The sequence below is a fragment of the Frankia sp. Allo2 genome, assembly GCF_000733325.1.
Taxonomy (GTDB): Bacteria; Actinomycetota; Actinomycetes; order Frankiales; family Frankiaceae; genus Frankia; species Frankia casuarinae.
Genome location: NZ_JPHT01000005.1, coordinates 53,122 through 77,524, shown reverse-complemented (window position 1 = coordinate 77,524; position 24,403 = coordinate 53,122). Strand labels below are relative to the sequence as shown.

The following is a 24,403-nucleotide window of genomic DNA, read 5'->3' as shown; positions in this document are numbered from 1 at the left end:
TCGCAGCCCTCCGCCCCGGACGCCAACGGGGGCCCCCGAAACAGCGGAAGGTGTGTAATCGGTCACGATGCTGCCGGGTGGCCGTCGCCGCTCGTCACCCTACCGCCACCACCGGAGGGAACCCGCCGCCAAGCCCGCGCGCTATGCGTGATGAAATGGTTACGTGCAGGTGCTGCTTGCTCGGGATGAAGGTCGCCGTAGGCTCGGTTCATGGCTGATCCGGCGTCCTACCGGCCCGCGCCGGGCTCGATCCCCGAGACACCCGGTGTCTATCGTTNCCGTGACGAGCACGGTCGCGTGCTCTATGTCGGCAAGGCCAAGAACCTGCGGGCCCGGCTGGCCAACTACTTCGCCGAGTTGCACACCCTCCATCCGCGTACGCAGCACATGGTCTCCTCGGCGAGCTCGGTCGACTGGACCGTCGTCTCGACCGAGGTCGAGGCCCTCCAGCTCGAGTACACGTGGATCAAGCAGTTCGACCCGCGCTTCAACGTCCGCTACCGCGACGACAAGAGCTACCCGAGTCTCGCCGTGACCCTCCACGAGGAGTTCCCGCGCCTGCAGGTCATGCGGGGACCCAAGCGCAAGGGCGTCCGGTACTTCGGCCCGTACGCGCATGCCTGGGCCATCCGGGAGACCCTCGATCTGCTCCTGCGGGTCTTCCCCGCCCGCACATGCTCGGGCGGGGTCTTCAAACGGGCCGCGCAGGTCGGACGGCCGTGCCTGCTCGGGTACATCGACCGGTGCTCGGCACCCTGCGTGGGACGGGTCGACGCGGCCACCCATCGGGAGATAGTCGAGGACTTCTGCGACTTCATGTCCGGGCAGACGGGCCGTTACCTGCGTCGGCTCGAACGGGAGATGCAGCAGGCGGCGCAGGCCCAGGAGTACGAACGCGCCGCGCGGCTGCGCGACGACATCGGCGCCCTGCGCCGTGCGGTTGAGAAGCAGGCCGTGGTCCTGCCCGACGGCACCGACGCCGACGTCATCGCCTTCGCCGAGGACGAGCTGGAGGCCGCCGTCGCGGTGTTCTACGTGCGTGGCGGGCGGGTACGCGGCCAGCGGGGCTGGGTCGTCGACAAGCTCGACGAGGTCACGACCGCGGACCTCGTCGAGCAGTTCCTCACCCAGGAGTACCTCGACGGCACGGGAGCGGCCTCGACCGGGACCGCCGGTTCGACGGTGCCCACGACCACCGCGGGATCCCAGGGGGAAGGCATCCCCCGCGAGATCCTGGTGCCCGCCCTGCCGCCCGATGTCGAGGCGGTCACCGAACTGCTCGGCGCGGCCCGGGGTAGCCGCGTCGAGGTCCGCGTGCCCCGCCGTGGGGACAAGCGCACCCTGCTCGAAACGGTGGAGCGCAACGCCAAGCAGGCGTTCGCGCTGCACCGGACGAAGCGGGCCAGTGACCTCACCGCCCGCAGCCGTGCCCTCGCCGAGCTTCAGGAGGCCCTGGAGCTGCCCGACGCGCCGCTGCGCATCGAGTGCTTCGACGTCTCGAACACCCAGGGCACGAACGTCGTGGCGAGCATGGTCGTGTTCGAGGACGGCCTGCCGCGCAAGTCCGAGTACCGCAGGTTCGCGATCCGCGGCATCGCCGGCCGGGAGGGTGCCGGCCGGGAGGGTGCCGGGGACGACGTGGCGAGCATGTACGAAACCATCCACCGGAGGTTCTCGCGCTACCTCGCCGAGCGGTCCCGCATCGCCGACATCGCCGACATCGCCGAGCTTGGCGACATCGCCGGCGCGCCGGGTGCCGCGCAGCCGATCGATCCGGGGACCGGGCGGCCGCGCCGGTTCGCCTACCCGCCGAACCTCGTCGTGGTGGACGGCGGGGCGCCCCAGGTGGCTGCGGCGGCCCGGGCGCTCGACGAGCTCGGCATCGACGCCGGCCCCGGCGGGGTGGCGCTGTGCGGGCTGGCGAAGCGGCTGGAGGAGGTCTGGCTGCCGGACACCGCGGACCCGGTCATCCTCCCGCGGACGTCCGAGGCGCTCTACCTGCTGCAACGGGTGCGCGACGAGGCGCACCGCTTCGCCATCGCCTACCACCGGCAGAAGCGGTCCACGGCCATGGTGGCCTCCGCCCTCGACGAGGTCCCCGGCCTGGGTGACACCCGGCGCAAGGCCCTGCTGCGCCACTTCGGTTCGGTGGCGAAGATACGGGCGGCGAGTGCCGAGCAGATCGCGCAGGTGTCCGGCATCGGCCCGCGGACGGCGGCGGCGATCGTCACCGCGCTGGCCCGGTCGGCGCCGGGCCGCGCCGACGCGCCCGCCCCCGTCGTCGACCCGCGCACCGGAGAGATTCTCGACACGGAGACCGTCTCATGACCACCCCGACCCTGGATCTGGCGATCATCACCGGGCTGTCCGGCGCCGGGCGCAGCACCGCGGCGAAGTGTCTGGAGGACCTGGGCTGGTTCGTCGTCGACAACCTTCCTCCGGAGCTGCTGTCCACCATGGCTGAGCTGGGCCGTCGTTCCGGTGGGGCAATCAGCCGCATCGCCGTCGTGGTGGACGTGCGGGGCCGGCCGTTTTTCTCTGACCTGCGCGCCGCGATCGCGGCGCTCGACGCGCGGGGCATGCATCCCCGGATGCTGTTCCTCGAGGCCAGCGACGACGCGCTGATCCGCCGGTTCGAGCACGTCCGCCGGCCGCATCCGCTGCAGCGCGACGAGCGGGTGGTCGACGGCATCGGCCGGGAACGGATTCTGCTCGCCGAGCTGCGCGGCGAGGCCGACCTGGTCCTCGACACCACCGACCTGAACGTCCACGAGTTGCGGTCGAAGATCGACGCCGCGTTCGGGCAGCCGAACGCCAACCGGCTCAACGCCACGGTGGTGTCGTTCGGGTACAAGTACGGACTTCCGCTGGATGCGGATCTCGTCGCCGACTGCCGGTTCCTGCCCAACCCGCACTGGGTGGAGGCGCTGCGCCCGTTCACCGGCCGCGATCCGCAGGTGCGCGACTATGTGCTGGCCCAGCCGGGAGCGCAGGACTTCCTCGACCAGTACTCGGCGCTGCTCCGCCTGGTCGGCGAGGGTTACGCCCGTGAGGGCAAGCGGTATCTCACGCTGGCCGTCGGGTGCACCGGCGGCAAGCACCGTAGCGTCGCGATCGCCGAGCAGCTCGGCATCCGGCTCGCCGCGGGCGGCGTGGGAGTCCGGGTGGTGCACCGTGACCTGGGACGGGAGTGAACCATCCGTGAACCTCAAGGGCGTAGCCGCGCGCTCCGACGGTCCGGACCGGGCACCGGCGGTCGTCGCCTTCGGCGGCGGCCACGGGCTCGCCGCCTCGCTCGCCGCGCTCCGGCAGATCACCTCGGCGCTTACCGCCGTGGTGACCGTCGGTGACGACGGTGGATCCTCCGGGCGGCTGCGCGCGGAGCTCGGCGCGCTCCCCATGGGCGATCTGCGAATGGCCCTGGCCGCGCTGGCCGGACCGGACGGATGGTCGACCACCTGGGCGGACGTGTTCCAGCACCGGTTCGGCGGCGACGGGCCGCTCGCCGGGCACGCGGTCGGCAACCTCGTGCTGACCGCGCTCGCCGAGCGCACCGGATCACCGGTGGCCGCGCTCGACTTGGCCGCCACCCTCCTCGGCGTGCGGGGGCGGGTGCTGCCGCTGTCGACCAGGGGCATCGATATCGTCGCCGACGTCGTGGGGCTGGATCCGGCGGCGCCCACCGCCGAGGTCGAGGTGCGCGGGCAGGCCGCGGTGGCCACGACCGGTGGACGGGTCGCGGGTGTCCGGCTGTCGCCGGCGGCACCGCCGGCCTGTCCGGAGGCGGTGACCGCGGCGGGCGCGGCCGACTGGATCATCCTTGGACCGGGATCGCACTACACGAGCATGCTGCCGCATCTGCTGGTTCCTGAGATGAACCGGGCGATCGCGACGTCCCGGGCGAACCGGGTGATGGTGTTGAACCTGACCGCCCAGCCGGGGGAGACCGAGGGATACNCCCCCCAGGCCCATCTCCNCNCCCTCGGCCGGCACGTTCCCGGCCTGCGGCTGGACGTGGTGATCGCCGATCCGACCGCCGTGCCCGACCCCGATCTGCTCGCCCGGGCGGCGGCGGACGTCGGTGCCCGGCTCCATCTGGCGCCGGTGCGGATCCCCGGCGCGCCCGTGCACGATCCGGTCCGGCTCGCCGCGGCCTTCCGTGCGGTGTTCGCGGGACTCCCGGAGGCGACCTGCCCGACGCCCGCGTCCCGGCGGCCGGTCACGCAGTACTCATCGTCCGGCGGACCGGTCCGCCGGACCCCATCCGGTGAAGCCAAGGAGTGATCGGTGTGGCGGCGATGACGGCCACCGTCAAGGACGAACTGAGCCGGCTGCGGGTCGCGAAGCCCTGTTGCCGGCGGGCCGAGATGGCGGCCCTGCTGCGCTTCGGTGGGGGGCTGCACATCGTCGGTGGTCGTATCGTGGTCGAGGCGGAACTCGATACTGGCGCGACCGCCCGCCGGTTGCGTCGTGAGGTCGCCGAGGTCTTCGGCTTCCCCTCGACGGTGGCCGTGCTGGCCGCCGGTGGGCTGCGCCGCTCGGTGCGCTACATCGTGCGCGTCGAGCGAGACGGCGAGCAGCTCGCGCGGTCCACCGGCCTGCTCGACCAGCGTGGCCGTCCGGTGCGCGGGCTGCCGCCGCAGGTGGTCACGGGCTCCGCCTGTGACGCCGCGGCGGCCTGGCGGGGCGCGTTCCTCGCCCACGGTTCGCTGACCGAGCCGGGTCGGTCCTGCTCGCTGGAGGTGACCTCGCCTGGTCCAGAGGCCGCGCTCGCCCTGGTCGGCGCGGCGCGTCGGCTGGGGGTCCAGGCCAAAAGCCGGGACGTGCGCGGCGTCGATCGCGTCGTCATCCGCGACGGCGACGCGATCGGCGCGCTGCTGACCAGGATCGGTGCGCACGACAGCCTGCTCGCCTGGGAGGAACGGCGGATGCGCCGGGAGGTCCGGGCGACCGCCAACCGGCTGGCGAACTTCGACGACGCCAACCTGCGCCGCTCCGCCCGGGCCGCGGTGGCCGCCGGCGCCCGGGTGCAGGCCGCGATGCGCATCCTCGGCGACGACGCCCCGGAGCACCTGCTGGCGGCCGGCCGGTTGCGCATCGAGCACGCGCAGGCCTCCCNGGAGGAGCNGGGCGCGCTCGCGGACCCGCCGCTGACCAAGGATGCGGTCGCCGGCCGGATCCGCCGGCTGCTGGCGCTCGCCGACAAGAGGGCCAACGCGCTCGGTATCCCCAACACCGAGGCGAGCGTCTCCCCGGATCTCCTTGAGAACGCCTGAGCAACAGCGGCCCAGGTCAGGCCCAGACATTTCATACCTGCAAGTCATACCCGCAAGTGGACTACTGGCCCAGTAGCACCATCGGGATCGGATGGCTCTTCGGGGCTCTTCGGGGTGGGACCCGCCCTGTGGGGCGCCCGCCTGGGCGGTTCGGCCGGCGTCAGCGCGGGTCCACGGGATCTGCCGGCCCCCGGCCCTGCGCGGAGGCGCACCGGCGGTGCGGCAGCGCAGCCATGTGATGGGATGTAGTTTCCGGGTGGGGCGTGCCCGCACCGTGTGAGGAGACCAACATCGCACGGTTCGGATTCCCGCCGATGATGTGCAAACTCGTTAGGCTCCTGCCTCGACAGCGCCACACGAACGACAGCGCCACACGAACGAGAACGTCACAACCGAACGACGACGTCGCGATGGAACGACGGCGTGACTATCGAAACGACGAGACAAGACGGTAGGGAGTCCTGGACGTGGCTACGCGGGTGGGTGTCAACGGCTTCGGGCGAATCGGTCGTAACTTCTGGCGGGCGCTCGCGGCGAGCAACCGGAACGATCTCGAGATCGTCGCGGTCAACGACCTGACCGACAACAAGACTCTCGCGCATCTGCTCAAGTACGACACCACGCTGGGTACGCTTTCCGCTGCGGTCGGTGTCGTTGACGAGGGTATCCGCGTCGGTGATACCGTGATCAAGGTGCTGGCCGAGCGCGACCCGGCGGCGCTGCCCTGGGCCGATCTGGGCGTGGACGTCGTCATCGAGTCCACCGGCCGCTTCGCCAAGGCGGCGGATGCGGGCAAGCACCTGCAGGCGGGTGCCAAGAAGGTCATCATCTCGGCGCCGGCCAAGGACGAGGACATCACTGTGGTGATAGGCGTGAACGACGACGCCTACGACCCGGCCAGGCACCACATCCTGTCCAACGCATCCTGCACGACGAACTGCGTCGCGCCGATGGCGAAGGTGCTCGACGAGGCCTTCGGTATCAGCCAGGGGCTGATGACCACCATCCACGCCTACACCAACGACCAGGTCATCCTGGACTTCCCGCACTCGGACCTGCGGCGGGCGCGGGCTGCGGCGCAGAACATCATCCCGACCACCACGGGTGCGGCGAAGGCCACCGCGCTGGTCCTGCCCCACCTCAAGGGCAAGCTCGACGGACTGGCGATGCGGGTGCCGGTCCTCGACGGCTCGGTCACCGACCTGGTGGCCACCCTGGACAAGAAGGCCAGCAAGGAAGAGGTCAACGCGGCGTTCAAAGCGGCGGCGGAGGGCCCGCTGAAGGGCTACCTTGTCTACACCGAGGACCCGATCGTCTCCTCTGACATCGTCAACACCCCGGCGTCCTGCACGTTTGACTCGCTGCTGACGATGTCCGCCGGCAATCAGGTGAAGGTCGTCGGCTGGTACGACAACGAGTGGGGCTACTCCAACCGGCTGGTCGACCTGACCGCGCTGGTCGCCGCGCGTCTCTAGGCCCGCGCGCCGCTGGTCGCCGCGCGCCGCTGGGCCCGCGCGCCGCCGGCAGGCGAAACCCGTCGGGCGGCGCCGGTCCTCCCCGGCCGTTCCTCCCGACCGGGCCGGAGAGGATCCTCTCCGGCTCTTCCTCGACAATTTCTCTCCCCAATGGAGTAACGAAGCGTGAGGACGATCGACGACCTGCAGGTCGCCGGGCACCGAGTGCTGGTCCGCAGTGACCTGAACGTGCCGCTGGATCGTTCCGGTGACACCCCGCGCATCACCGACGACGGCCGGGTCCGCGCCAGCGTCCCGACCATCTCCGCGCTGCTGGACCGGGGCGCCCGGGTGGTCGTGAGCTCGCACCTGGGCCGGCCGAAGGGCGAACCGGACCCGAAGTACTCCTTGGAGCCGGTGGCGGGTCGGCTCGCCGAGCTGCTGGGCCGGCCGGTGGCGTTCGCCGGCGACGGCAGCGGTGACATCGCCGGTGCGCATGCCCGCGAGGTGGTCGCCGGACTCGGGGACGGCGAGGTGGCCCTGCTGGAGAACCTGCGCTTCGCCGCCGGGGAGACCAGCAAGGACGCGGCGATCCGCGCGGCTTTCGCCGACGAGCTGTCGGCGCTCGCCGAGTTCTACGTCGGGGACGCCTTCGGCGCGGTCCACCGGGCCCATGCCAGCGTCGCCGACGTCCCGAAGCGGCTGCCGCACGCCGCGGGTCGGCTCGTGCGTACCGAGCTGGAAGTGCTCCGCCGGCTCAGCAGCGACCCGGCGCGTCCCTACAGTGTCGTGCTCGGCGGGTCCAAGGTGTCCGACAAGCTCGGCGTGATCCGCGCGCTGCTGCCCAAGGTCGACGCGTTGCTCGTCGGCGGGGGGATGTGCTTCACCTTCCTGGCGGCGCTCGGTCACGGGGTCGGCGGGTCGCTGCTGGAGACCGAGATGATCGAAACGTGCAAGGAGCTGCTCGCCGAGGGCGGGGAGCGGATCGTGCTGCCGACCGACGTCGTCGTCGCGGACAGGTTCGCCGCCGACGCGGACACCGCCGTCGTCGCGGCTGACGCCATCCCCGCCGGCTGGCTCGGGCTCGACATCGGCCCGGCGTCGACGGAGCTGTTCGCCGCGCGGCTGGCCGGAGCGGCCACGGTCTTCTGGAACGGGCCGATGGGCGTGTTCGAGCTCGCGCCGTTCGCTGCGGGCACCCGGGGGGTGGCCGAGGCGGTCGCCGCCGGCAAGGGGTTCTCCGTCGTGGGTGGCGGCGACTCCGCCGCGGCGGTCCGCACGCTCGGCATCCCGGAGGATGCCTTCAGTCACATCTCGACCGGCGGCGGCGCGAGCCTGGAATACCTGGAGGGCAAGACGCTGCCCGGGCTCGCGGCCCTCGATGTCTGATTTCCGCGGGACGTCCGGCCTCCGCGGGACGTCCGGCGTCCGCGGGACCTCCGGGGCCGGGGCCGGCTGATGGCCCTGCTGGGCCGGGGAAGATCTGAGCGAGGTTCCGACAGGGGATCCGGGAAGAACAGGGGATCCGGGAAGGACGAGGACGGCGTGGGCAAGGACAGGTCGGTGAAGGGCGCTGCCGGTTCAAAGGGCGCCGCCGGCGTCAAGGGCACCGGCCGACGGACGCTGGTAGCCGGCAACTGGAAGATGAACCTCAATCACCTCGAGGCGATCGCGCTGGTGCAGAAGATCGCCTTCGATCTCAAGCCCGCCGAGCTGGAGACCGTCGAGGTCGTCGTTCTCCCGCCGTTCACCGATCTGCGCAGCGTGCAGACCCTGGTGGACGGGGACAAGCTCGCCATCGCCTACGGCGGGCAGGACCTCTCCCCCTACGCGTCGGGNGCGCACACCGGTGACATCAGCGGGGCGATGCTGGCCAAGCTCGGCTGCGACTACGTCGTCGTCGGGCACTCCGAGCGCCGGGCCGACCACCACGAGGACGACGCGCTGGTGGCGGCCAAGGCGAAGGCGGCCTTCTCCGTGGGGCTCACCCCTATCCTGTGCGTGGGGGAGCCCGAGGAGATCCGGGCCGCCGGCACCCAGGTCGAGCACGTGCTGCGTCAGCTCGAGCGGTCGCTGGCTGGCATCACCGCCGAGCAGGCCGCGACGATCGTCATCGCCTACGAGCCGGTGTGGGCGATCGGCACTGGCCGCACCGCCTCCGCGCAGGACGCCCAGGACATGTGCGCGGCGGTCCGCGGCCAGCTGGCCAGTCAGTACGGCGATGAGATCGCCGCGGGGATCCGTGTCCTCTACGGCGGCTCGGTGAAGGCAGCGAACGCCGGCGAGCTGTTCACCATGCCGGACGTGGACGGCGGGCTGGTCGGCGGGGCGAGCCTGGTCGCCGAGGAGTTCGTCGGCATCGTGCGCAGCGGGCCGCCGGCCTGACGGCGGACGCGTCCGTACACTCGCCTACCGCGCACTCGCCCTGCCGCCGGCCGTCCCGGTGCCGGACCACCGGACCAGGCGAAGCACTGTCGGTGAGAGCGGATACTGTTGCGTGGCGACGTGTCCGGCCCGCCCGATCCCCTCAAGGCGTGCCGGTTCCACCCACGTTGCTGGAAGGCCGAGGAGGTGTGTAGGACGGTGGAACCGCCCTTGTCGGAGGTTCGGCCTGGGCACCGAGCGGCCTGCCACTTCCCCGAGGAGCGGGAGCTGGTCTAGATGACGATCGGTCTGTCGATCGCCCTGATTGTCGCGAGTATTCTGATGATCATGCTTGTGCTGTTGCACCGAGCCAAGGGAGGCGGGCTGTCCACCCTGTTCGGCGGCGGCGNGTCCTCGTCGCTGGGTGGGTCCTCGGTCGTGGAGAAGAACCTCGACCGGTTGACCATCGCTGTTGGGATCATCTGGTTCACCTGCATCGTCGGTCTCGGTCTGCTGCTGAAGAATTGAACGCCCAGTTCGGCCCGCGCCCTGGTCCCGGCCGCGGGAGTGGTCGCGGCCGTGGAGGCCGGCTGCCTCGCCTCGTGTCCGTGCTCGCCACGATCCTGCTCGCCACGGTCCTGGCTGCCACGGTGACCGCCTGCAGCGGTGGCTCGGGGGACGGATCGCGTGAGCTCGCTGCCAGTCCCACCCCGGCGACGACCACCACGCCCCCTCCGTCCGGCAAGCCGGGCGGCACGCTGCGGATCGTCACCCAGTGGATGCCCAGTGGCGATCCGGGCTGGGCCGACCAGCCCGGCGAGCGGGCGGTCAGCCGGCTCGTGACCCGCCAGCTGTACAGCTATCCCTCCGACGAGGACACGACGAAGTCGACCATCCCGCGGCCGGACCTCGCCGTCGGCGCGCCGGTCGTCACCGAGAACGGGCTGGTCTACACGGTGCGGCTGCGTCCCGCGGCGCGCTGGGACACCCCCAACCAGCGCCGGATCACTGCCAACGACGTCGCCCGCGGCATCAAGCGACTGTGCACGCCCCCGAACCCGTCACCGCTGCGCGGCTACTTCACGGCGACCATCGTCGGATTCCGGGAGTTCTGTGCCCAGCTGGCGGCGACCCCGGTCGCCGACGCCGCGGCCTTCGTCGAGAGCAGCACCGTGGAGGGCATCGAGATCGTCGGCGACGACACGCTCGCGTTCCACCTACTGGCCCCGGTGAACGACTTCGTGGACGTGCTGGCGCTGCCGGCGGCCTCCCCGGTGCCGCTGGAGGCCCTGGCCTACCCGCCGGACTCGCTGGAGTACCTGCACAACCTGGTCTCGGCCGGGCCGTACCGGTTCACGGTCGCCCCCGGCGAGGGGTACCGGCTGTCGCGCAGCCCATCGTGGAGCGCGTCCTCGGACGGGATCCGCCGCGCCCTGCCCGACCATATAACGATCTTCGACGGCCTGAGTCCGGAGGCCATGCAGCAGGAGCTGGAGAGCGGCGACGCGGACATGTCGCTCGACGGGAAGATACCCGACAGCCGGGCCGTGGAGCTCGCCAGGGCGAACGACCCCCGTCTCGTGGTCGACGGGGTCGGGGTCACCCTGGCGCTCACCGTCGGGTTCAATGGGCCCTCCGCGGCCGCGCTGCGTGAGCTGTCGGTCCGCCGGGCGCTGCCCTACTGCATCGACCGGGTGAGCCTCGCGGCGGCGCTCGGCGGCCCCGAGTTCGCCGCTGCCGCCACCGGGTTGCTGCAGGAGACGATGACCGGCTACACCGACGCGGATCCCTTCCCGAGCCCGGCGGGACTCGGCGACGCGGCCCGTTGCCGGGAGGCGCTGAGCCATACCCCCGGCGGACCCGTCACGGCGCTGTCCCTGCTCACCACGGACAGCGCCACCGACGTGGCGGCCGCCGAAGCACTGCGGACCGCCTTCGCCCGTTCCGGTATCCGCCTCGACATCCGGATCCGGACCGGCGAGCGCTACCGTGCGGCAGCCGTCCACCCCACCGGGCAGTTCTGGGACCTGGCGCTCACTACTATCGCCCCGGACTGGTACGGCGACGCGGGCCGCACCGTCTTCCAGCCGTTGCTGGACGAGACGTGGGCCGGCCCCAGGCCGGCCGACGGCGGCTACCGGGATCCGGGCGCCCTGCATCTGCTCGCCACGGCGCTGCGGGCCACCAGCGAGGCGACCGCCGCGAGCAATTGGGCCGACCTGGAGCACACGCTGGTCGAGCAGGTCGCGGTGATCCCGCTGGCCGTCGTGCACNCCCCGCAGTTCCACAGCACGAACGTCACCGCGTTCACGATCGTGCCGTCGATCGGCACCGCCGATCCGACCGCGGTCTCGCTGGGGTCCGGATGACAGCCGACCTGAACACGCTCCTCCCACCGGGGGTAACGCCAGGGGTAACCAGGCGGGGGTGGCCGGTGCATCCATGGGTGGCTCTCGCGGCCTACACTCCCTCCAGGACGTACCCGGAGGAACATCTGGGGAAAAGCGCCGGGAACGTCAGGTTTACGAAACCGGGTACGAGGTTTCGCGGCACTCGAGGCAGCGAAATCGGCAGGCACGGTTTCCGTGCTACCACCCATGGGACGAGACGAAGGAGCACGCGGGCCGTGGCAGGTGGCAACGCCATCCGGGGGAGCCGGGTCGGGGCAGGACCGATGGGAGAGGCGGAACGGGGCGAGACCGCGCCCCGGCAACGTATCTCCTTCTGGTGCGCTAACGCGCACGAGACGAGACCGTCGTTCGCTGCGGACGCGGCGATCCCCGACACGTGGGATTGTCCGAGCTGTGGTTTTCCGGCGGGACGGGATCGGGACAACACCCCGGCCCCGCCGCGCACCGAGCCGTACAAGACCCATCTCGCCTACGTGCGGGAACGACGGAACGAAAAGGACGGCGAGGCGATCCTCGCCGAGGCGCTCGCCAAGCTTCGGGGCGCATCCTAGCCCGGCCCCGGCCCCGGCCCCGGCCCCGGCCCCGGCCCCGGCCCCGGCTCCGGCCCCGGCCGACGGTCGCCGCCGGCGGCGACCGTCGGCGCACGCGCGCCCCGCCCCCGCTCCCGCAGCCGTTGCGCCGTCGCCGAGGATGCCCCTGTGACTGTGGATGGTGTCGGCATCGGCCCGCTCGTCGCCGGGCGGTACCGGCTCGTCGAACGGATTGGCTCCGGTGGGATGGGCACCGTGTGGCGGGCCCACGACGACGTGCTCCGGGNCGAGGNGGCGATCAAGGAGATCCGGGTCTCCGCCGACCTCGACGACGACGAGCGTGCCGCCGGAGTGGAGACGGCGATGCGCGAGGCCCGCAACGCCGCCCGGCTGCGGGGGAACCCACACGTGGTCACCGTCCATGACGCCGTGGAACACGACGGCCTGCCGTGGATCGTGATGGAGCTGGTCCGGGCCGGCACACTCGCCACGACGGTCAACCGGGACGGTCCCCTGCCGCCCGAGCGTGCCATCCAGGTCGGGCTCGCGGTCCTCGACGCCCTGGTCGCGGGTCAGCGGATGGGCGTGCTGCACCGGGACGTCAAACCATCGAACATCCTGCTGGCCGACGACGGCCGGGTGCTGCTGACCGACTTCGGCATCGCCACCCACGCCGCCGACCCGACCCTCACCGGCGGCATCGGCAGCGGCGGGACGCCCGCTTACATGGCGCCCGAACGCCTCCTCGGCGGCCCCGCGACCCTGGCCGGCGACCTGTTCGCCCTCGGCGCCACCCTCTACTTTGCCGTCGAGGGGGTCTCACCGTTCCAGCGCGACACGCTGCCCACCACTATCGGCGCCGTGCTGCACGCCGATCCGCCACCCTTCCTCCGGGGCGGCAGGCTGTCGGCAGCGATCGCCGGGCTGCTGGCCAAGAACCCGGCGAGCCGGCTGCGCGCGGAGGGAGCGCAGGCGTTGCTGACCTGGGCCGCGTCCCACCCAGCCGATTCCGCCCCGGCATCCCTGGTATCTCCGGCATCTCCGGCATCCCTGGCCGCGTCGTTGCCGCCGTCCTCGGCATCCCCGGCCGCGTCGTTGCCGCGGTCCCCGGCGCCGGACGCGGTGATCCGGCGCCGGACCGGGTCGCGACCCGTGCCGTTCCCGCCGGCCTGGCCAGGGACGGCGCGGCCCCCCGGCGCGGTCGGGTGGGTCCGGTCGTGGCGGGCACCCCGGCTGATGGCCGGGGCGATGATCCTCCTGGTGCTGCTCGCCGCCGTGGCCGCCGGGGCGTACCAGCTGTTCGGCGCGGACGACGGCGGCGACGGCGACCGGCGTCGTGCCTCGCCGCCGACGGTCGCCACGCGGGATCCGGCGGGGGTCGGGTCGCAACCGGGCGCCGAGGCTGGCGAGGCGCTGCCCCCGGGCATGATCGGCAGTTGGAGCGGATCGGTGACGCAGGCGTTCGTGCACTTCAACGCCGAGCTGGTGCTGCGGGGCGGCCGGATCGGCGAGGTGATCGGCACGAGTGCCTACCCGGAGAGTGGATGCGCCGGCGAGCTCGTGCTGCGGGGGGTGTCCGGCGCCTCGGTCCGGCTCGAGGAACGTCTCACCCGGGTCGGGGCGTTGTGCTTCGCCGCCACCTGGCTGGACCTCGTGCTCCACGGCGACGGCACGCTCGACTGCTCGTATCCGGCGACCGAGATCAGTTCGGCGGGGCAGGCGACCATGCGCCGCTCGGCGCCCCCCATGTCCCCATCGTCCCCCGCGCCTCCGGGCTGACCGGGACTGCCGGCTGACCGGACTGCCGGGTGAGCGGGTGAGCGCGCTGGGCGGTCCACCCCCGGCGGGTGAGGCGGCGAGACGGGGGGAACGGCCCGGCGCGGGTATGAACGGACCGGGTCAGAAACCGGGTCCGGGCCGGAACCGGGGCCCAGGACGCCGGGACGGCCGTGGCCCGTCCAGGCCACCGCCCGACCACGGCGTGGACAGGTGGACAGGAGGTACTCCGTGGATCCCGATTTTCCGCTACTCAGTGTCTTCCTCTATATGCTGTGGTTTTTTGCTTTCATCCTGTGGCTGTGGCTGCTGTTTGCGGTGATCATGGATGTGTTCCGCAGCCAGGATCTGTCCGGATGGGCGAAGGCCGCCTGGACGGTCGCGATCGTGGTGCTGCCCTGGCTCGGCGTGATCGCCTACCTGATCGTGCGGGGTGGCAGCATGCACGAGCGCAGCCGCGCCGCGGCGCAGCGCGACGAACAGGCCTGGCGCGCCTACCTCCAGGAGGCCGCCGGGACAACGAGCGACGCCGACGAACTCGGCAAGCTCGCGCACCTGCGCGACCGGGGGATCATCAGCGAGGCCGAGTTCGAGCGGGGCAAGACCAAGATCCTGACCTGATCCGCCGGTGCCGTCCCGTGGGCCCGGCCCACGGGACAGGTCTACGGGACAGGTCGTCCACGGACCGTGTCACTGCCAGCCGGGCAGCCGGGAGGCGGCGGCCCGGTCGGCGAGCCACAGGCTGCGGTCGCGGCCGACGGCTCCCGTCGCCGGGATCGTGATCGGTCCCGCTCCGGAGAACGACGCCGCGACCGCATCGGCCTTCTCCTCCCCGGCGACGATCACCCAGACCTCGTGGGCGGACTGAATGGCCGGCAGGGTCAGCGTGACGCGTTCCGGCGGTGGTTTGGGGCAGTCATGCACGGCCACCACCGGTTCGGTCGCGACGACCGCGGGGGAGTCCGGGAACAGCGAGGCGACATGGCCCTCCGGGCCGAGCCCGAGGAGCACCACGTCGAAGCTCGGCACCGCCGATCCGGCGACGGCACGGGTGGCCAGCAGCGCGGTGTACTCCGCCGCGGCGGACTCCGGATCGGTATAGCCGGAGGCCGAGGCCCGTCCCTCGACGTCACCGCCCGCGGTCGGGGCCGCCAGATGGCCCATCGGGAAGATCCGTTTGGGATCCACCGGGATGTGATCGAGCAGCGCCTCCCGCGCCTGCCGCTCGTTGCGGTCGGGCGAGCCGGCCGCGACGAACCGCTCGTCGCCCCACCAGATGTCGACCTTGCCCCAGTCCACCGCGTCGAGAGCCGGGTTCGATCGCACCGCCCGCAGCAGGGCGATGCCGATGCCACCGCCGGTCAGGACGAGTGAGGCCTCCCCGCGGGCCGTCTGGGCGTCCACCAGCCGGGTGATCAGCCGGGCCGCGGCCGCCCTGGCCAGTACCCCGGCGTCACGATGGAGGACGAGCTCCGGCTCGGCCGTCATGCGCCACCCACCGTCCGTTCGTTGTTCGGGGCACTCGTCATCGGGGCGGTGCCCGGGGCCGCGGTGCTGGACGTCACGGTGCCCGACGTCACGGCGCCCGACGTCGCGGCGCCGGCGGCCAACGCGTCCGTGGTGCCCACGGTCTGGTCCATCGGGTCCCGCCAGATGTGCTCTCGGTGCGGCGAGCGTCTGGTCAGGTTCGGCAGGCCGCTCCAGGTACCCAGGGCCTCGGCGTAGACGGCGTCCTCGTCAAGCCGGCGCAGCTCCTCGGCGAGCAGGTCCCCGACGCCCCGGTCGGCCAGAGGCAGTACCCGGTCCGGGTACCCGGTGCGGGAGATCATCGCCGAGCGGGAGTCGGTGCGGGAGACGGCCAGCCGGTCCCCGTCGAGGGCGACGGCGACCGCGGTGATACCGGGCCGGCCGCCCGTCTCGTCGACCGTCACCGGGACGGCGAGCCTGTTCTGGAGCCAGCCGGCGAACAGCTGGGCGCTCGGATCGGCCCGGCCGGCGGTGATGACGGCCGAGTCCGGCCGCTCGCTGACCACCGCGTCGAAGGCGGCGGCGAGCAGGGTGCGCCAGGGCGACAGCCTGGTCCAGGACAGGTCCGTGTCGCCGGGGGCGAAGTCCGCGGCCCGCTGGAACAGGGCCGACAGCGGATCCGGGCTGGCGGTGACGTCGGTGACCCGCCGGTCGGCGAACACGCCGAGCGGGTCGTAGGCGATCCGGGCCGGCGGCTCGTCGTGCCACCAGGTGACCACCGGGGCGTCCGGTGCGAGCAGGGGAAGCACGACCGATTCCGCGTGCAGCGCCAACCGGCCGGACATCCGCATCACGACCGCTTCGCCCGGGCCGAGCCGACCGCCGATCGAGACCTCGGCGTCGAGCCGGGGATGCGGCACGTCGACCTGCCGGCGGACGACGATCAGTAGCCGGCACGGATGGGCCGAGGCCGCCAGCGTCGCCGCGCCCTCGGCGGCGCTGACGTGCTTTTCGTCGACGACGACGACGAGGGTCAGCGCCAGGCCGAAGGCCAGGGCTCCGGCCGCCCGTCGTTCGGCGGCGAGGGCCTTGACCACCTCAGAACCGGTGGTGTCCCACAATGTGGTCACGAGGGGCTCCTAATCCATGGTCATGGCCGCCGCCACCGGCGACCGTCGTGGGCGAGCATCTCGTCGGCGGCAGCCGGACCCCAGGTGCCGGCCCGGTAGCGGTGCGGGGTGGTGCCCGCCCAGTGCCGCTCCAGCGGATCGACGATCCGCCAGGACTCCTCGACCTCCGCGTTGTTCGGGAACAGCGTCGCGTCGCCGAGCAGCACGTCGAGGATCAGCCGTTCGTAGGCCTCCGGCAGCGCCTCGGTGAACGCCTCACCGAACAGGAAGTCCATCGCGACGTCCCGGACCTCCATCGCCGAGCCGGGGACCTTGGAGCCGAACTTGAGCGTGACCCCCTCGTCGGGCTGCACCCGGATGACCAGCTGGTTGTTGCCGAGCTCGGTGGTGGCGGTCTCGTCGAATGGCAGGTGCGGCGCCTTCTTGAAGAAGATGGCGACCTCGGTGACCCGCCGTGGCAGCCGCTTGCCGGTCCGCAGGTAGAACGGCACCCCGGCCCACCGGCGCGTCTCGATGCCGAGGCGCACCGCCGAGAAGGTCTCCGTCCGCGACTGCGCAGGGATGTCCTGTTCGTCGAGGTAGCCCGGGACCCGCTCCCCGGCGAGCCAGCCCTGCTCGTACTGCCCCCTTACCGCGTAGCGAGTGAGGTCCATGGGCAGCGACACCGCGCGGAGCACCTTCAGCTTCTCGGTGCGGATGGTCTCCGCGCCGAAGCTGACCGGCTCCTCCATCGCGGTCAGGGCGAGCAGCTGCAACAGGTGGTTCTGGAGCACGTCCCGAGCGGCGCCCGTCTCGTCGTAGAAGCCGGCCCGGGTGCCGATCCCGACGTCCTCGGCCATGGTGATCTGCACCGAATCGACGAACTGGGAGTTCCAGATCGGTTCGAACAGCGTGTTGGCGAAGCGCAGCGCGAAGAGGTTCTGGACCGTCTCCTTGCCCAGGTAGTGGTCGATGCGGAACACCCCGGACGGGGTGAAGACGTCGTCGACGAGCGCGTTGAGCTGCCGGGCCGACTCCAGGTCGTGACCGAACGGTTTCTCGACGACGACCCGGCGCCAGCCGCCCGAACCCGCGGCCGAGGAGAGCCCGGTGCGCTGCATCTGCTTGAGCACGACCGGGAAGGCCGACGGCGGGATCGACAGGTAGAACGCCGCGTTGCCACGGATACCGTGGGAGTGCTCCAGGCTCTCCAGCGTGCGGGCGAGCCGGTCGAACGCGGCGTCGTCGTCGAAGGACCCTGGCAGGAACCGCACGGAGCCCGCCAGCCGGTCCCAGACCTCTGCACGGAAGGGGGTGCGGGCGCCCTTCTCGGCGGCCTGCCGGGCGAACTCGGCGAAGTCCTCGTCGGGCCAGTCCCGGCGGGCGAACCCGAGCAGGACGAAACCCGGCGGCAGCAGGCCGCGGNGGGCCAGGTCGTAGACGGCGGGGATCAGCTTCTTGCGGGCCAGGTCGCCGGTAGCGCCGAACACCACCAGGGCGCTCGCGTCCGGCAGGCGCGGCAGTCTGCGGTCACGTGGGTCCCGCAGCGGGTTGGTACTCACCGTGGGCGCCACCCGTTCCCCCTTCGTTCTGCTTGTGGTCTCTCCGAGGTTGTTTCACCGGGGACCGTCGGGTGTCCATGAACGACGCTGAGACGATCATCACGGCCGTGGCGACGGCCGTGGCGACCGCCACGGCCACGGCCGGCGCCAGGCCTTACGCGGACGAACCGGCTGATCCCAGGTGCGCCGCGATGGTGTCCAACAGCTGGGTCCACGAGTCCTCGAACTTCTGTACGCCCTGGCTCTCCAGGGTCTCGATCACGTCGTCGAGATCGATTCCGACGGCTGTGAGCTGGGCGAACACCTCGTGGGCCTCCTCGTAGCGGGGGCGGATCGTCTCACCCGTCACCGACCCGTGGTCGGCGAACGCCTCCAGGGTCGCCTCCGGCATCGTGTTGACGGTTCCGGGCGCGATCAGCTCGGTGACGTAGATCGTGTCCGGCAGGGACGGGTCCTTGGTGGACGTCGACGCCCACAACGGGCGTTGGGGCTTCGCGCCCGCCGCGGCCAGGGCCGCCCAGCGGGGGGTGGCGAACGCCTTCTCGTACCGCTCGAAGGCCAGCCGGGCGTTGGCGACGGCGGCCCGGCCGCGTAGCGCCTTCGCCTCCGAGGTGCCGATCTTCTCCAGCCGCTGGTCGACCTCGGTGTCCACCCGGCTGACGAAGAACGACGCGACCGAGGCCAGGTCGGTGATGTCGCGCCCCGCGGCCAGGGCCTTCTCCAGACCGGTCATGAACGCGTCGATCACGGCGTCGTACCGGTCGAGTCCGAAGATCAGCGTCACGTTCACGCTGATGCCCTGGGCAAGCGTCTCGGTGATTGCCGAGAGGCCGGCCCGGGTGGCGGGAATCTTGATGAACAGGTTGGGTCGGTCGACCAGCCACCACAGGGCACGCGCCTCGGCGAGCGTGCGCTCGGCCTCGTGGGCGAGCCGGGGATCGACCTCCAGGGACACCCGGCCGTCGACGCCGCCGCTGGCGTCGTAGACGCCGCGCAGCACGTCGCAGGCGTCGCGCACGTCGGCGGCCGTGATGGCCCGGACGGCCTCGCCGACGTCCACGCCGCGGATCGCCAGGTCGTGCAGCTGCTCGTCGTACAGGTCGCTCGAACTGATCGCCTTCTGGAAGATGGTCGGGTTGCTCGTCACGCCGACAACGCCGCGGTTCTCGACCAGGTGGGCGAGGTTGCCGGTGCGTAGGCGGTCCCGGCTGATGTCGTCCAGCCAGACCGCCACTCCGGCGGCTGAGAGCTCGGACAGGGGATTGCTCATCGGGCTGACTTCCTCTCCGCGGGCGGTGGCGTCCTCACCATGTCTCCAAGGCCTCCAAGCTGTTCTCGCGCTTCATGGCCGTTCTCGCGCTTCGGATGGGCGCACCCCCTTCAGGGCACTACCCTCTGGGGCCGGCTCCATCCCAGTCTGTTTCCAGTCTGATCCCAGTCTGCGGATCCCCGTGACAGTCGGGTGGCGGTTGGGAGAACAACGCGCACGACGAGTGGAATCCCGGTCCCTGCGGTTCATGCCTGATGCCCGATGCCCGCCGTCCATGCGCCATGCCCACCGTCGCTGTCCGATGCCCCACGCCAGTACATGTCGGTCGCCGCCGCCCGGGGGGCCGCGTGGCGCGGTTGTGAGAGAGGACGCAGGACGGCGGCGGGGGTCCGGGCGCGGTCGACGCGCGTACGCAGCGCCGCGGCGGCTAGACTCCGACACGTCGTAGAACACCGTCCGCTCCGACTTTCGGGGCACCGTCCCGCGTGGGTCGCCCGTCGATCCCGCCGATCGCGAGGTCGCTCTGTCTACCGAGGCCGTCCTTCGTCACCGGCATGTCCCCGCCCGCGGACCGGGGCGGGCGGGCGCCTCCAAGCCAACGACCGCACCGGCGCCGGCGCTCGAGCCGCCCGGTGTCCCCGCACCGGCGCCGGGGGTCGGCGGCCCGCCAGCCCCCGCAGCCGGCCCGCCAGCCCCCGCAGCCGGCCCGCCAGCCCCCGCAGCCGGCCCGCCAGCCCCCGCAGCCGATCCGCCCGCCGACGGGCTCCCGGGCGCCGGGCACGCGACTCGCGGGGGCTGGGCGGCCGTGTCGGCGAAGGCCCGCGGCTATGTCGCCCTAATGAAGCTGCGCGTGGTCGAACTGCTGCTCATCACCACCGTCCCGGTCATGATGCTCGCCGAACGGGGCGTGCCGTCGCTCTGGCTGATCGCCGTGACCCTGGTGGCGGGAACCCTCGCCGCCGGCAGCGCGAACACGATCAACTGTTACGTCGATCGTGACATCGATCAGATGATGGGCCGCACGAAGCGCCGTCCGCTCGTGCGGGCGACCGTCACGCCCACGGAGGCGCTGACCTTCGGCATCGTGATCGGGATCGTCTCGACGCTGCTCTTCGGTTTCCTGGTCAACTGGCCCTCCGCGCTGCTGGCGGACGGGGCGATCGCCTTCTACGTCTTCGTCTACACCCTCGGGCTGAAGCGCCGCACCCCGTCGAACATCGTCATCGGGGGCGCGGCCGGCTGCTTCCCCGTCCTGATCGGATGGTCGGCGGTCACGGGGACCGTCGGCTGGGCCGCGGTGCTGCTGTTCGCCGTCGTCTTCTTCTGGACCCCGCCGCACTTCTGGGCGTTGGCGATGAAGTTCCGCGACGACTACGCCGCGGCGGGCGTCCCCATGCTGCCGGTCGTCGCCTCCGTCCAGGTCGTCACCCGGCGGATGCTGGGCTACGCCTACGCGATGGTCGCCGCCTCGCTCGCGGTCGCTCCCGTCGCCTCCACCGGCCCGGTCTACCTCGTCGCCGCCGTCGCGGTGGGAGCCTGGTTCCTGGTCGAGTCGCACCGGGTCGCCCGCCGGGCCCGGCACGGCGAGGACCCGAGGCCGATGCGCCTGTTCCACATGTCGATCACGTATCTGACCCTGCTGTTCGTGGCGATCGCCGTCACCGCTCTCGTCTGATCTCGCCCGACCCCACCGACCCCGCCCCGTCCTGATCCCGGTGTCACCGGGCGGGACGGGGCGTTGTTTTGCCGGCGGGCCGCCCGCGAAGGGTCTGGGACGGGCCCACCCGTCCTGGCCAGTTGACACCAGTGCGGCGCGTCTACCGGACGGGCACACCCAGACCCGGCGGACCACCGCGGCTGGTCGTGGCCACCACCGACCCGGCGACCCTGCCATCGACCAGTACCTGGTATCTGGCCACCNCCCTGCCCCNCCCCGACCTGCCCACCGCGGCGGCATCGGCGTTCCCACCCGCCGCCCACAGCGAGATCGACCGCCTGTACGGGCCGCACGGCTGGGTCGAACAAGACTACAAACAGATCACACACGAACTCGGCTGGGCCGACGTCCAGGTCCGCTCCGCCACCGCGATCGCCCGCCACCCGGCCCTGGTGAACTGCGCGTTCAGCCTGTGCTGGCACGACACCCCCGAACACCCACCACCCCACCCGGCGGCAGCCCGCGTCCGGTCCCGACCCGCACACTGCCGTCCTGGCCGGCCAGCCTCCGCCGGGTCCGCGCCCGCCTGATCCCGTTCCGTCTCCCGCGGCAGCGGAGGCGATCGCGTTATTCGGTTCTGGCGACGATCACGTGATGGCCTGGTTTCCGAGTTGTCTGATCAACACGCGCTTACGCAGGAGATCGAAGTTCGCCCGTCCATACATCTGCCTCTTCACCATCTTTAGGAATCGTAATGAAATAACAAATGCATGTTCGGGAGCATCTTAGCAGGTCACAGGGCCGCGAGAGGCTCAAGTTGCACAGGTTATTTCATTCCGCCTACTTACAGTTACGTGGAATCACGGCGCCCTCGACGGGCCCGGAACTGTGCGGCAGGGTGAGCCCGGCGACGACGGCGTCGTAGTCGTTGCGGAGGTGGCGGGCGAACGACGCCAGCGCTGGCAGGTAGGGCCGCGAAGGCGGGCATGGCCACCGGCATCGGCGAGACCTTTCAGCAGGTTGGTGTCGCCATCGGGATCGCCGGCTTCGGCGCGCTGTTTCAGCAGCTGGTGCTGTCGAAGTACGCTGGACCTTCGGCCGTGGGACGGGAAGTTGCCGTCGGCAACATCACCCGGGCTGGCGACGCCGGTCGGGCCGCGTTCGTGCATAGCTTCACCAGCGTCATGGTCGTCTGCGCCATTGTGTGCGCGGTCGGCGCCCTGGTTGCCTTCTTCTTCATCCGGCAGCGGGACCTGCATGAATCGGCGCAGGTGTTGTAGCGGTCGACCCGGTCCCCGGGTCGCTCCACCCCGGGGACCGGTCTGGTTCACGAGACCGCTGCGGTCAGCGCGGCCAGTGACTTGAGCACACCGGCCCGGATCTGGTCATCGGTGACCACGCCCTGGTCGTTGATGGTCGATCTGTGGACGGGGATGTGCATGCAGGCTTCCTCGACGATCATGGCGCCGGTGTAACGCAGCACCTTGCGCAGGGAATCGTGCGCGTCCGCGGCCTTTGTCGTGGACGGCGATACGTTGATCCATGCCGTGGGTTTGTCCCCGATCTCGATCCCACCGACGGTCCAGTCGAGCAGGTTCTTAAAGGAACCCGGCAGTGCGCCCGCGTACTCCGGCGTGCAGATCAGGATCGCAGCGGCCGATGCAATGCGGGCCCGCAGGTCCACTACCGACACAGGCAAAGGATCTTGGTCGTCGTCAGGGTTAAAGTGCGGCAGCTTGGCCATACCGTCGTAGTCGTCCGCAACGAATCCCGGCGGGGTCAATGCTCGCGTGGTGCGTAGCAGCGCCGAGTTGGACGACCCGGCGCGGAGGCTTCCGCATAGCAGAAGAATTTTTTGGGTGGCATCCACACGGCCGATTCTAGCCGCCGACTTTCACCTGGTCCTTCGTTGGGTGTGCCAGAAATGGAAAATTACTCCTGAGTTGGGAAGGTCAGGCTTGTCCAAGCCTCCATCCATCATAATCGAGCTCCAAATCATCGGTCATCCGGCGAGACCCCCGCAACGGCGCTGTTGCATTGTGAGGAGTCGGGGCAGGGCCTCGACAAGATCACATAAGGCTGTGATCGGTTACACTCGGTAGTGGCGCTGGCGCCCGGTCTGGGGGACGGTCTCCAGACCATGCCCAACCCTCCACACTTGTCCGTCGCGTTTCCGTCGCGACGTCGGCCCCTCGGCGGAGGCCGTGCCGCGGCGGGTCGTCGGACGTCGAGCCGGCCGCCGGGACTGTTTCCCGTCTCAGGAACGGGGCGTGGCCGCCGTGGCCAGGGTGTCGGTGGTCCCAGGGTGTCGGTGGTCCCAGGGTGTCGGTGGTCCCAGGGTGTCGGTGGTCCCAGGGTGTCGGTGGTCTAGGAGCCGATGCCGGCGCCGGTGGGGGCGGTGGTCCCGACCGGCCCGGCGGGCGTGGGGACCTCGGCGCCGGCCGCCGCGAGCGTGGGCGCCGCGTCCGGTGCCGGCCGGGGGTGCCGGGAGCTCAGGGCGAGCCAGAGCCGCAGCGCGGCGACCCACATCACGGTCGCCCCGGTCATGTGCAGGGCGACGAGGAGGGCGGGAACGCCGAGGAAGTACTGAGTGAATCCGATCGCGGCCTGCGCGAGGACGGTCCCGACCAGGGCGAGGGAGGTCCGCCTGGCCTCGTCGGGGGCCTCGGCGACCCGCACCGCGAACGCCATGGCCGCGACGAGCCCGACCAGCAGCATCGCGCCGTCGGCGTGCAGTTGGGAGACGTTGACGAGGTCGAACCCGAAGCGGGCCGGATGGTCGCTGTCACCGCTGTGCGGCCCGGCGCCGGTCACGACCGTGCCGAGGACGAGCNCCCCCGCCGAGACGACCACCAGCAGGCGCGCCAGCCACCGCAGCGCGGGACCGACCCCCGGGGTCGGCGCACCCGCGTCCTGGCGGGCCCGGTGGTCCAGCAGGACCGCGTTCCACAGCAGGACCATGGAGAGCAGGAAATGGGCGGCGACGGTCGCCGGGTGCAGCTTCGTCAGGACGGTGATCCCGCCGAGCACGGCCTGCCCGAGGAAACCCACCCAGAGGCCGAAGGACAGCAGTCGAAGATCGCGCCGCCGTCCGCCCCGCAGGCGGAGCGCGACCAGCGGGGTGATCAGCGTCACGAGGCCGACCACCAGGCCGACGACCCGGTTGCCGAACTCGATCGCTCCGTGCAGGGCGTATTCCGAGTGCGGCACGAACGAGCCGTCCCCGCACTGCGGCCAGGTCGGGCAGCCGAGGCCGGAGCCGGTCAGGCGGACCACGCCGCCACTCACCACGATCAGTGACAGCAAGACCACGTTGAGCGTGGTGAGGAGCCGGAAGGCGCGAAGGCTGATCAGCGGCAAACTCCGACGCTCTGTAGAAGCTGGCACGACTGCCATGGTAACGCCCTGTCCGGCACGGGCCGCTCGGATCCTTCTCCGTTGGTCGGATGGTGCCTGCCGGCCGGATGGTGCCTGCCGGCCGGATGGTGCCTGCCGGCCGGATGGTGCCCGGTGACCGGACGGTCGCG

20 protein-coding genes and 1 pseudogene are annotated in these 24,403 nt (G+C 71.5%); 15 read left to right on the top strand and 6 right to left on the bottom strand.

Annotation, left to right across the window (positions count from 1 at the left end; all coding sequences use genetic code 11):
* The first annotated feature begins 210 nt into the window (after window positions 1-210).
* The 13 genes and pseudogenes from uvrC (at window position 211) to ALLO2_RS05830 (ending at window position 14,432) form a co-directional block, all read left to right on the top strand.
* Window positions 211-2,328, top strand: coding sequence for an excinuclease ABC subunit UvrC (gene uvrC / locus ALLO2_RS05885; RefSeq protein ID WP_035730294.1), 2,118 nt, complete (start codon window positions 211-213; stop codon window positions 2,326-2,328).
* Window positions 2,325-3,194 carry an RNase adapter RapZ gene (gene rapZ, locus ALLO2_RS05880; RefSeq protein ID WP_011436073.1) on the top strand — a complete coding sequence of 290 codons (870 nt, stop codon included), beginning with the start codon at window positions 2,325-2,327 and terminating at the stop codon, window positions 3,192-3,194. The genes uvrC and rapZ overlap by 4 nt, the downstream gene beginning before the upstream one ends.
* A 7-nt stretch (window positions 3,195-3,201) precedes the next feature.
* Complete coding sequence (gene yvcK, locus ALLO2_RS05875; RefSeq protein ID WP_035730292.1) at window positions 3,202-4,284, top strand: uridine diphosphate-N-acetylglucosamine-binding protein YvcK; 1,083 nt, start codon at window positions 3,202-3,204, stop codon at window positions 4,282-4,284.
* A 14-nt stretch (window positions 4,285-4,298) separates the two neighbouring features.
* On the top strand, window positions 4,299-5,276 hold the full coding sequence (gene whiA, locus ALLO2_RS05870; protein ID WP_198030954.1) for a DNA-binding protein WhiA: 978 nt from the start codon (window positions 4,299-4,301) through the stop codon (window positions 5,274-5,276).
* Between the two features lie 467 nt (window positions 5,277-5,743).
* On the top strand, window positions 5,744-6,751 hold the full coding sequence (gene gap / locus ALLO2_RS05865; protein ID WP_023841695.1) for a type I glyceraldehyde-3-phosphate dehydrogenase: 1,008 nt from the start codon (window positions 5,744-5,746) through the stop codon (window positions 6,749-6,751).
* A gap of 165 nt (window positions 6,752-6,916) precedes the next feature.
* A complete protein-coding gene (gene pgk / locus ALLO2_RS05860; protein ID WP_023841694.1) occupies window positions 6,917-8,119 on the top strand; it encodes a phosphoglycerate kinase in 1,203 nt (400 codons plus the stop codon).
* Window positions 8,120-8,188: 69 nt separating this feature from the next.
* The gene (gene tpiA / locus ALLO2_RS05855) at window positions 8,189-9,115 is read left to right on the top strand and encodes a triose-phosphate isomerase (protein ID WP_011436078.1); all 927 of its coding nucleotides are present in this window, start codon (window positions 8,189-8,191) and stop codon (window positions 9,113-9,115) included.
* A gap of 37 nt (window positions 9,116-9,152) precedes the next feature.
* Window positions 9,153-9,391: pseudogene (locus tag ALLO2_RS24025) on the top strand (oligopeptide/dipeptide ABC transporter ATP-binding protein); the annotation flags it as partial.
* A complete protein-coding gene (gene secG / locus ALLO2_RS05850; protein WP_035730286.1) occupies window positions 9,392-9,622 on the top strand; it encodes a preprotein translocase subunit SecG in 231 nt (76 codons plus the stop codon).
* Between the two features lie 74 nt (window positions 9,623-9,696).
* Window positions 9,697-11,463 carry an ABC transporter substrate-binding protein gene (locus ALLO2_RS05845; RefSeq protein ID WP_035730283.1) on the top strand — a complete coding sequence of 589 codons (1,767 nt, stop codon included), beginning with the start codon at window positions 9,697-9,699 and terminating at the stop codon, window positions 11,461-11,463.
* Between the two features lie 257 nt (window positions 11,464-11,720).
* Complete coding sequence (locus ALLO2_RS05840) at window positions 11,721-12,056, top strand: RNA polymerase-binding protein RbpA (RefSeq protein ID WP_011436081.1); 336 nt, start codon at window positions 11,721-11,723, stop codon at window positions 12,054-12,056.
* A 147-nt stretch (window positions 12,057-12,203) separates the two neighbouring features.
* On the top strand, window positions 12,204-13,814 hold the full coding sequence (locus ALLO2_RS05835; protein ID WP_035730280.1) for a serine/threonine-protein kinase: 1,611 nt from the start codon (window positions 12,204-12,206) through the stop codon (window positions 13,812-13,814).
* Window positions 13,815-14,042: 228 nt separating this feature from the next.
* Window positions 14,043-14,432 carry an SHOCT domain-containing protein gene (locus ALLO2_RS05830; protein ID WP_011436083.1) on the top strand — a complete coding sequence of 130 codons (390 nt, stop codon included), beginning with the start codon at window positions 14,043-14,045 and terminating at the stop codon, window positions 14,430-14,432.
* A 69-nt stretch (window positions 14,433-14,501) separates the two neighbouring features.
* Here the strand turns inward: ALLO2_RS05830 and pgl are convergent, their stop codons facing one another.
* From pgl to tal, 4 genes are all read right to left on the bottom strand, one after another.
* Window positions 14,502-15,299 (bottom strand): 6-phosphogluconolactonase, encoded by a 798-nt coding sequence (gene pgl / locus ALLO2_RS05825; protein WP_011436084.1) that lies wholly within the window; start codon window positions 15,297-15,299, stop codon window positions 14,502-14,504.
* A complete protein-coding gene (locus tag ALLO2_RS05820) occupies window positions 15,296-16,408 on the bottom strand; it encodes a glucose-6-phosphate dehydrogenase assembly protein OpcA (protein ID WP_011436085.1) in 1,113 nt (370 codons plus the stop codon). The genes pgl and ALLO2_RS05820 overlap by 4 nt, the downstream gene beginning before the upstream one ends.
* A 20-nt stretch (window positions 16,409-16,428) precedes the next feature.
* A complete protein-coding gene (zwf, locus tag ALLO2_RS05815; protein ID WP_084588361.1) occupies window positions 16,429-17,961 on the bottom strand; it encodes a glucose-6-phosphate dehydrogenase in 1,533 nt (510 codons plus the stop codon).
* A 142-nt stretch (window positions 17,962-18,103) separates the two neighbouring features.
* A complete protein-coding gene (gene tal / locus ALLO2_RS05810; RefSeq protein WP_011436087.1) occupies window positions 18,104-19,219 on the bottom strand; it encodes a transaldolase in 1,116 nt (371 codons plus the stop codon).
* Window positions 19,220-20,024: 805 nt separating this feature from the next.
* Between tal and ALLO2_RS05805 the strand changes: the two genes are divergently transcribed.
* Together ALLO2_RS05805 and ALLO2_RS05795 are read left to right on the top strand one after the other, a co-directional pair.
* Window positions 20,025-20,894: a heme o synthase gene (locus ALLO2_RS05805; RefSeq protein WP_023841562.1), complete on the top strand. Its 870-nt coding sequence runs from the start codon at window positions 20,025-20,027 to the stop codon at window positions 20,892-20,894.
* 968 nt (window positions 20,895-21,862) lie between these two features.
* The gene (locus ALLO2_RS05795) at window positions 21,863-22,156 is read left to right on the top strand and encodes a hypothetical protein (protein WP_011436090.1); all 294 of its coding nucleotides are present in this window, start codon (window positions 21,863-21,865) and stop codon (window positions 22,154-22,156) included.
* Between the two features lie 47 nt (window positions 22,157-22,203).
* Here ALLO2_RS05795 and ALLO2_RS05790 read toward each other — a convergent pair whose 3' ends face one another.
* The gene (locus ALLO2_RS05790) at window positions 22,204-22,746 is read right to left on the bottom strand and encodes an NADPH-dependent FMN reductase (RefSeq protein WP_011436091.1); all 543 of its coding nucleotides are present in this window, start codon (window positions 22,744-22,746) and stop codon (window positions 22,204-22,206) included.
* Between the two features lie 497 nt (window positions 22,747-23,243).
* Window positions 23,244-24,272, bottom strand: a complete 1,029-nt coding sequence (locus ALLO2_RS05785) for a heme A synthase (protein ID WP_035730270.1) — start codon at window positions 24,270-24,272, stop codon at window positions 23,244-23,246.
* Window positions 24,273-24,403: the final 131 nt, after the last annotated feature.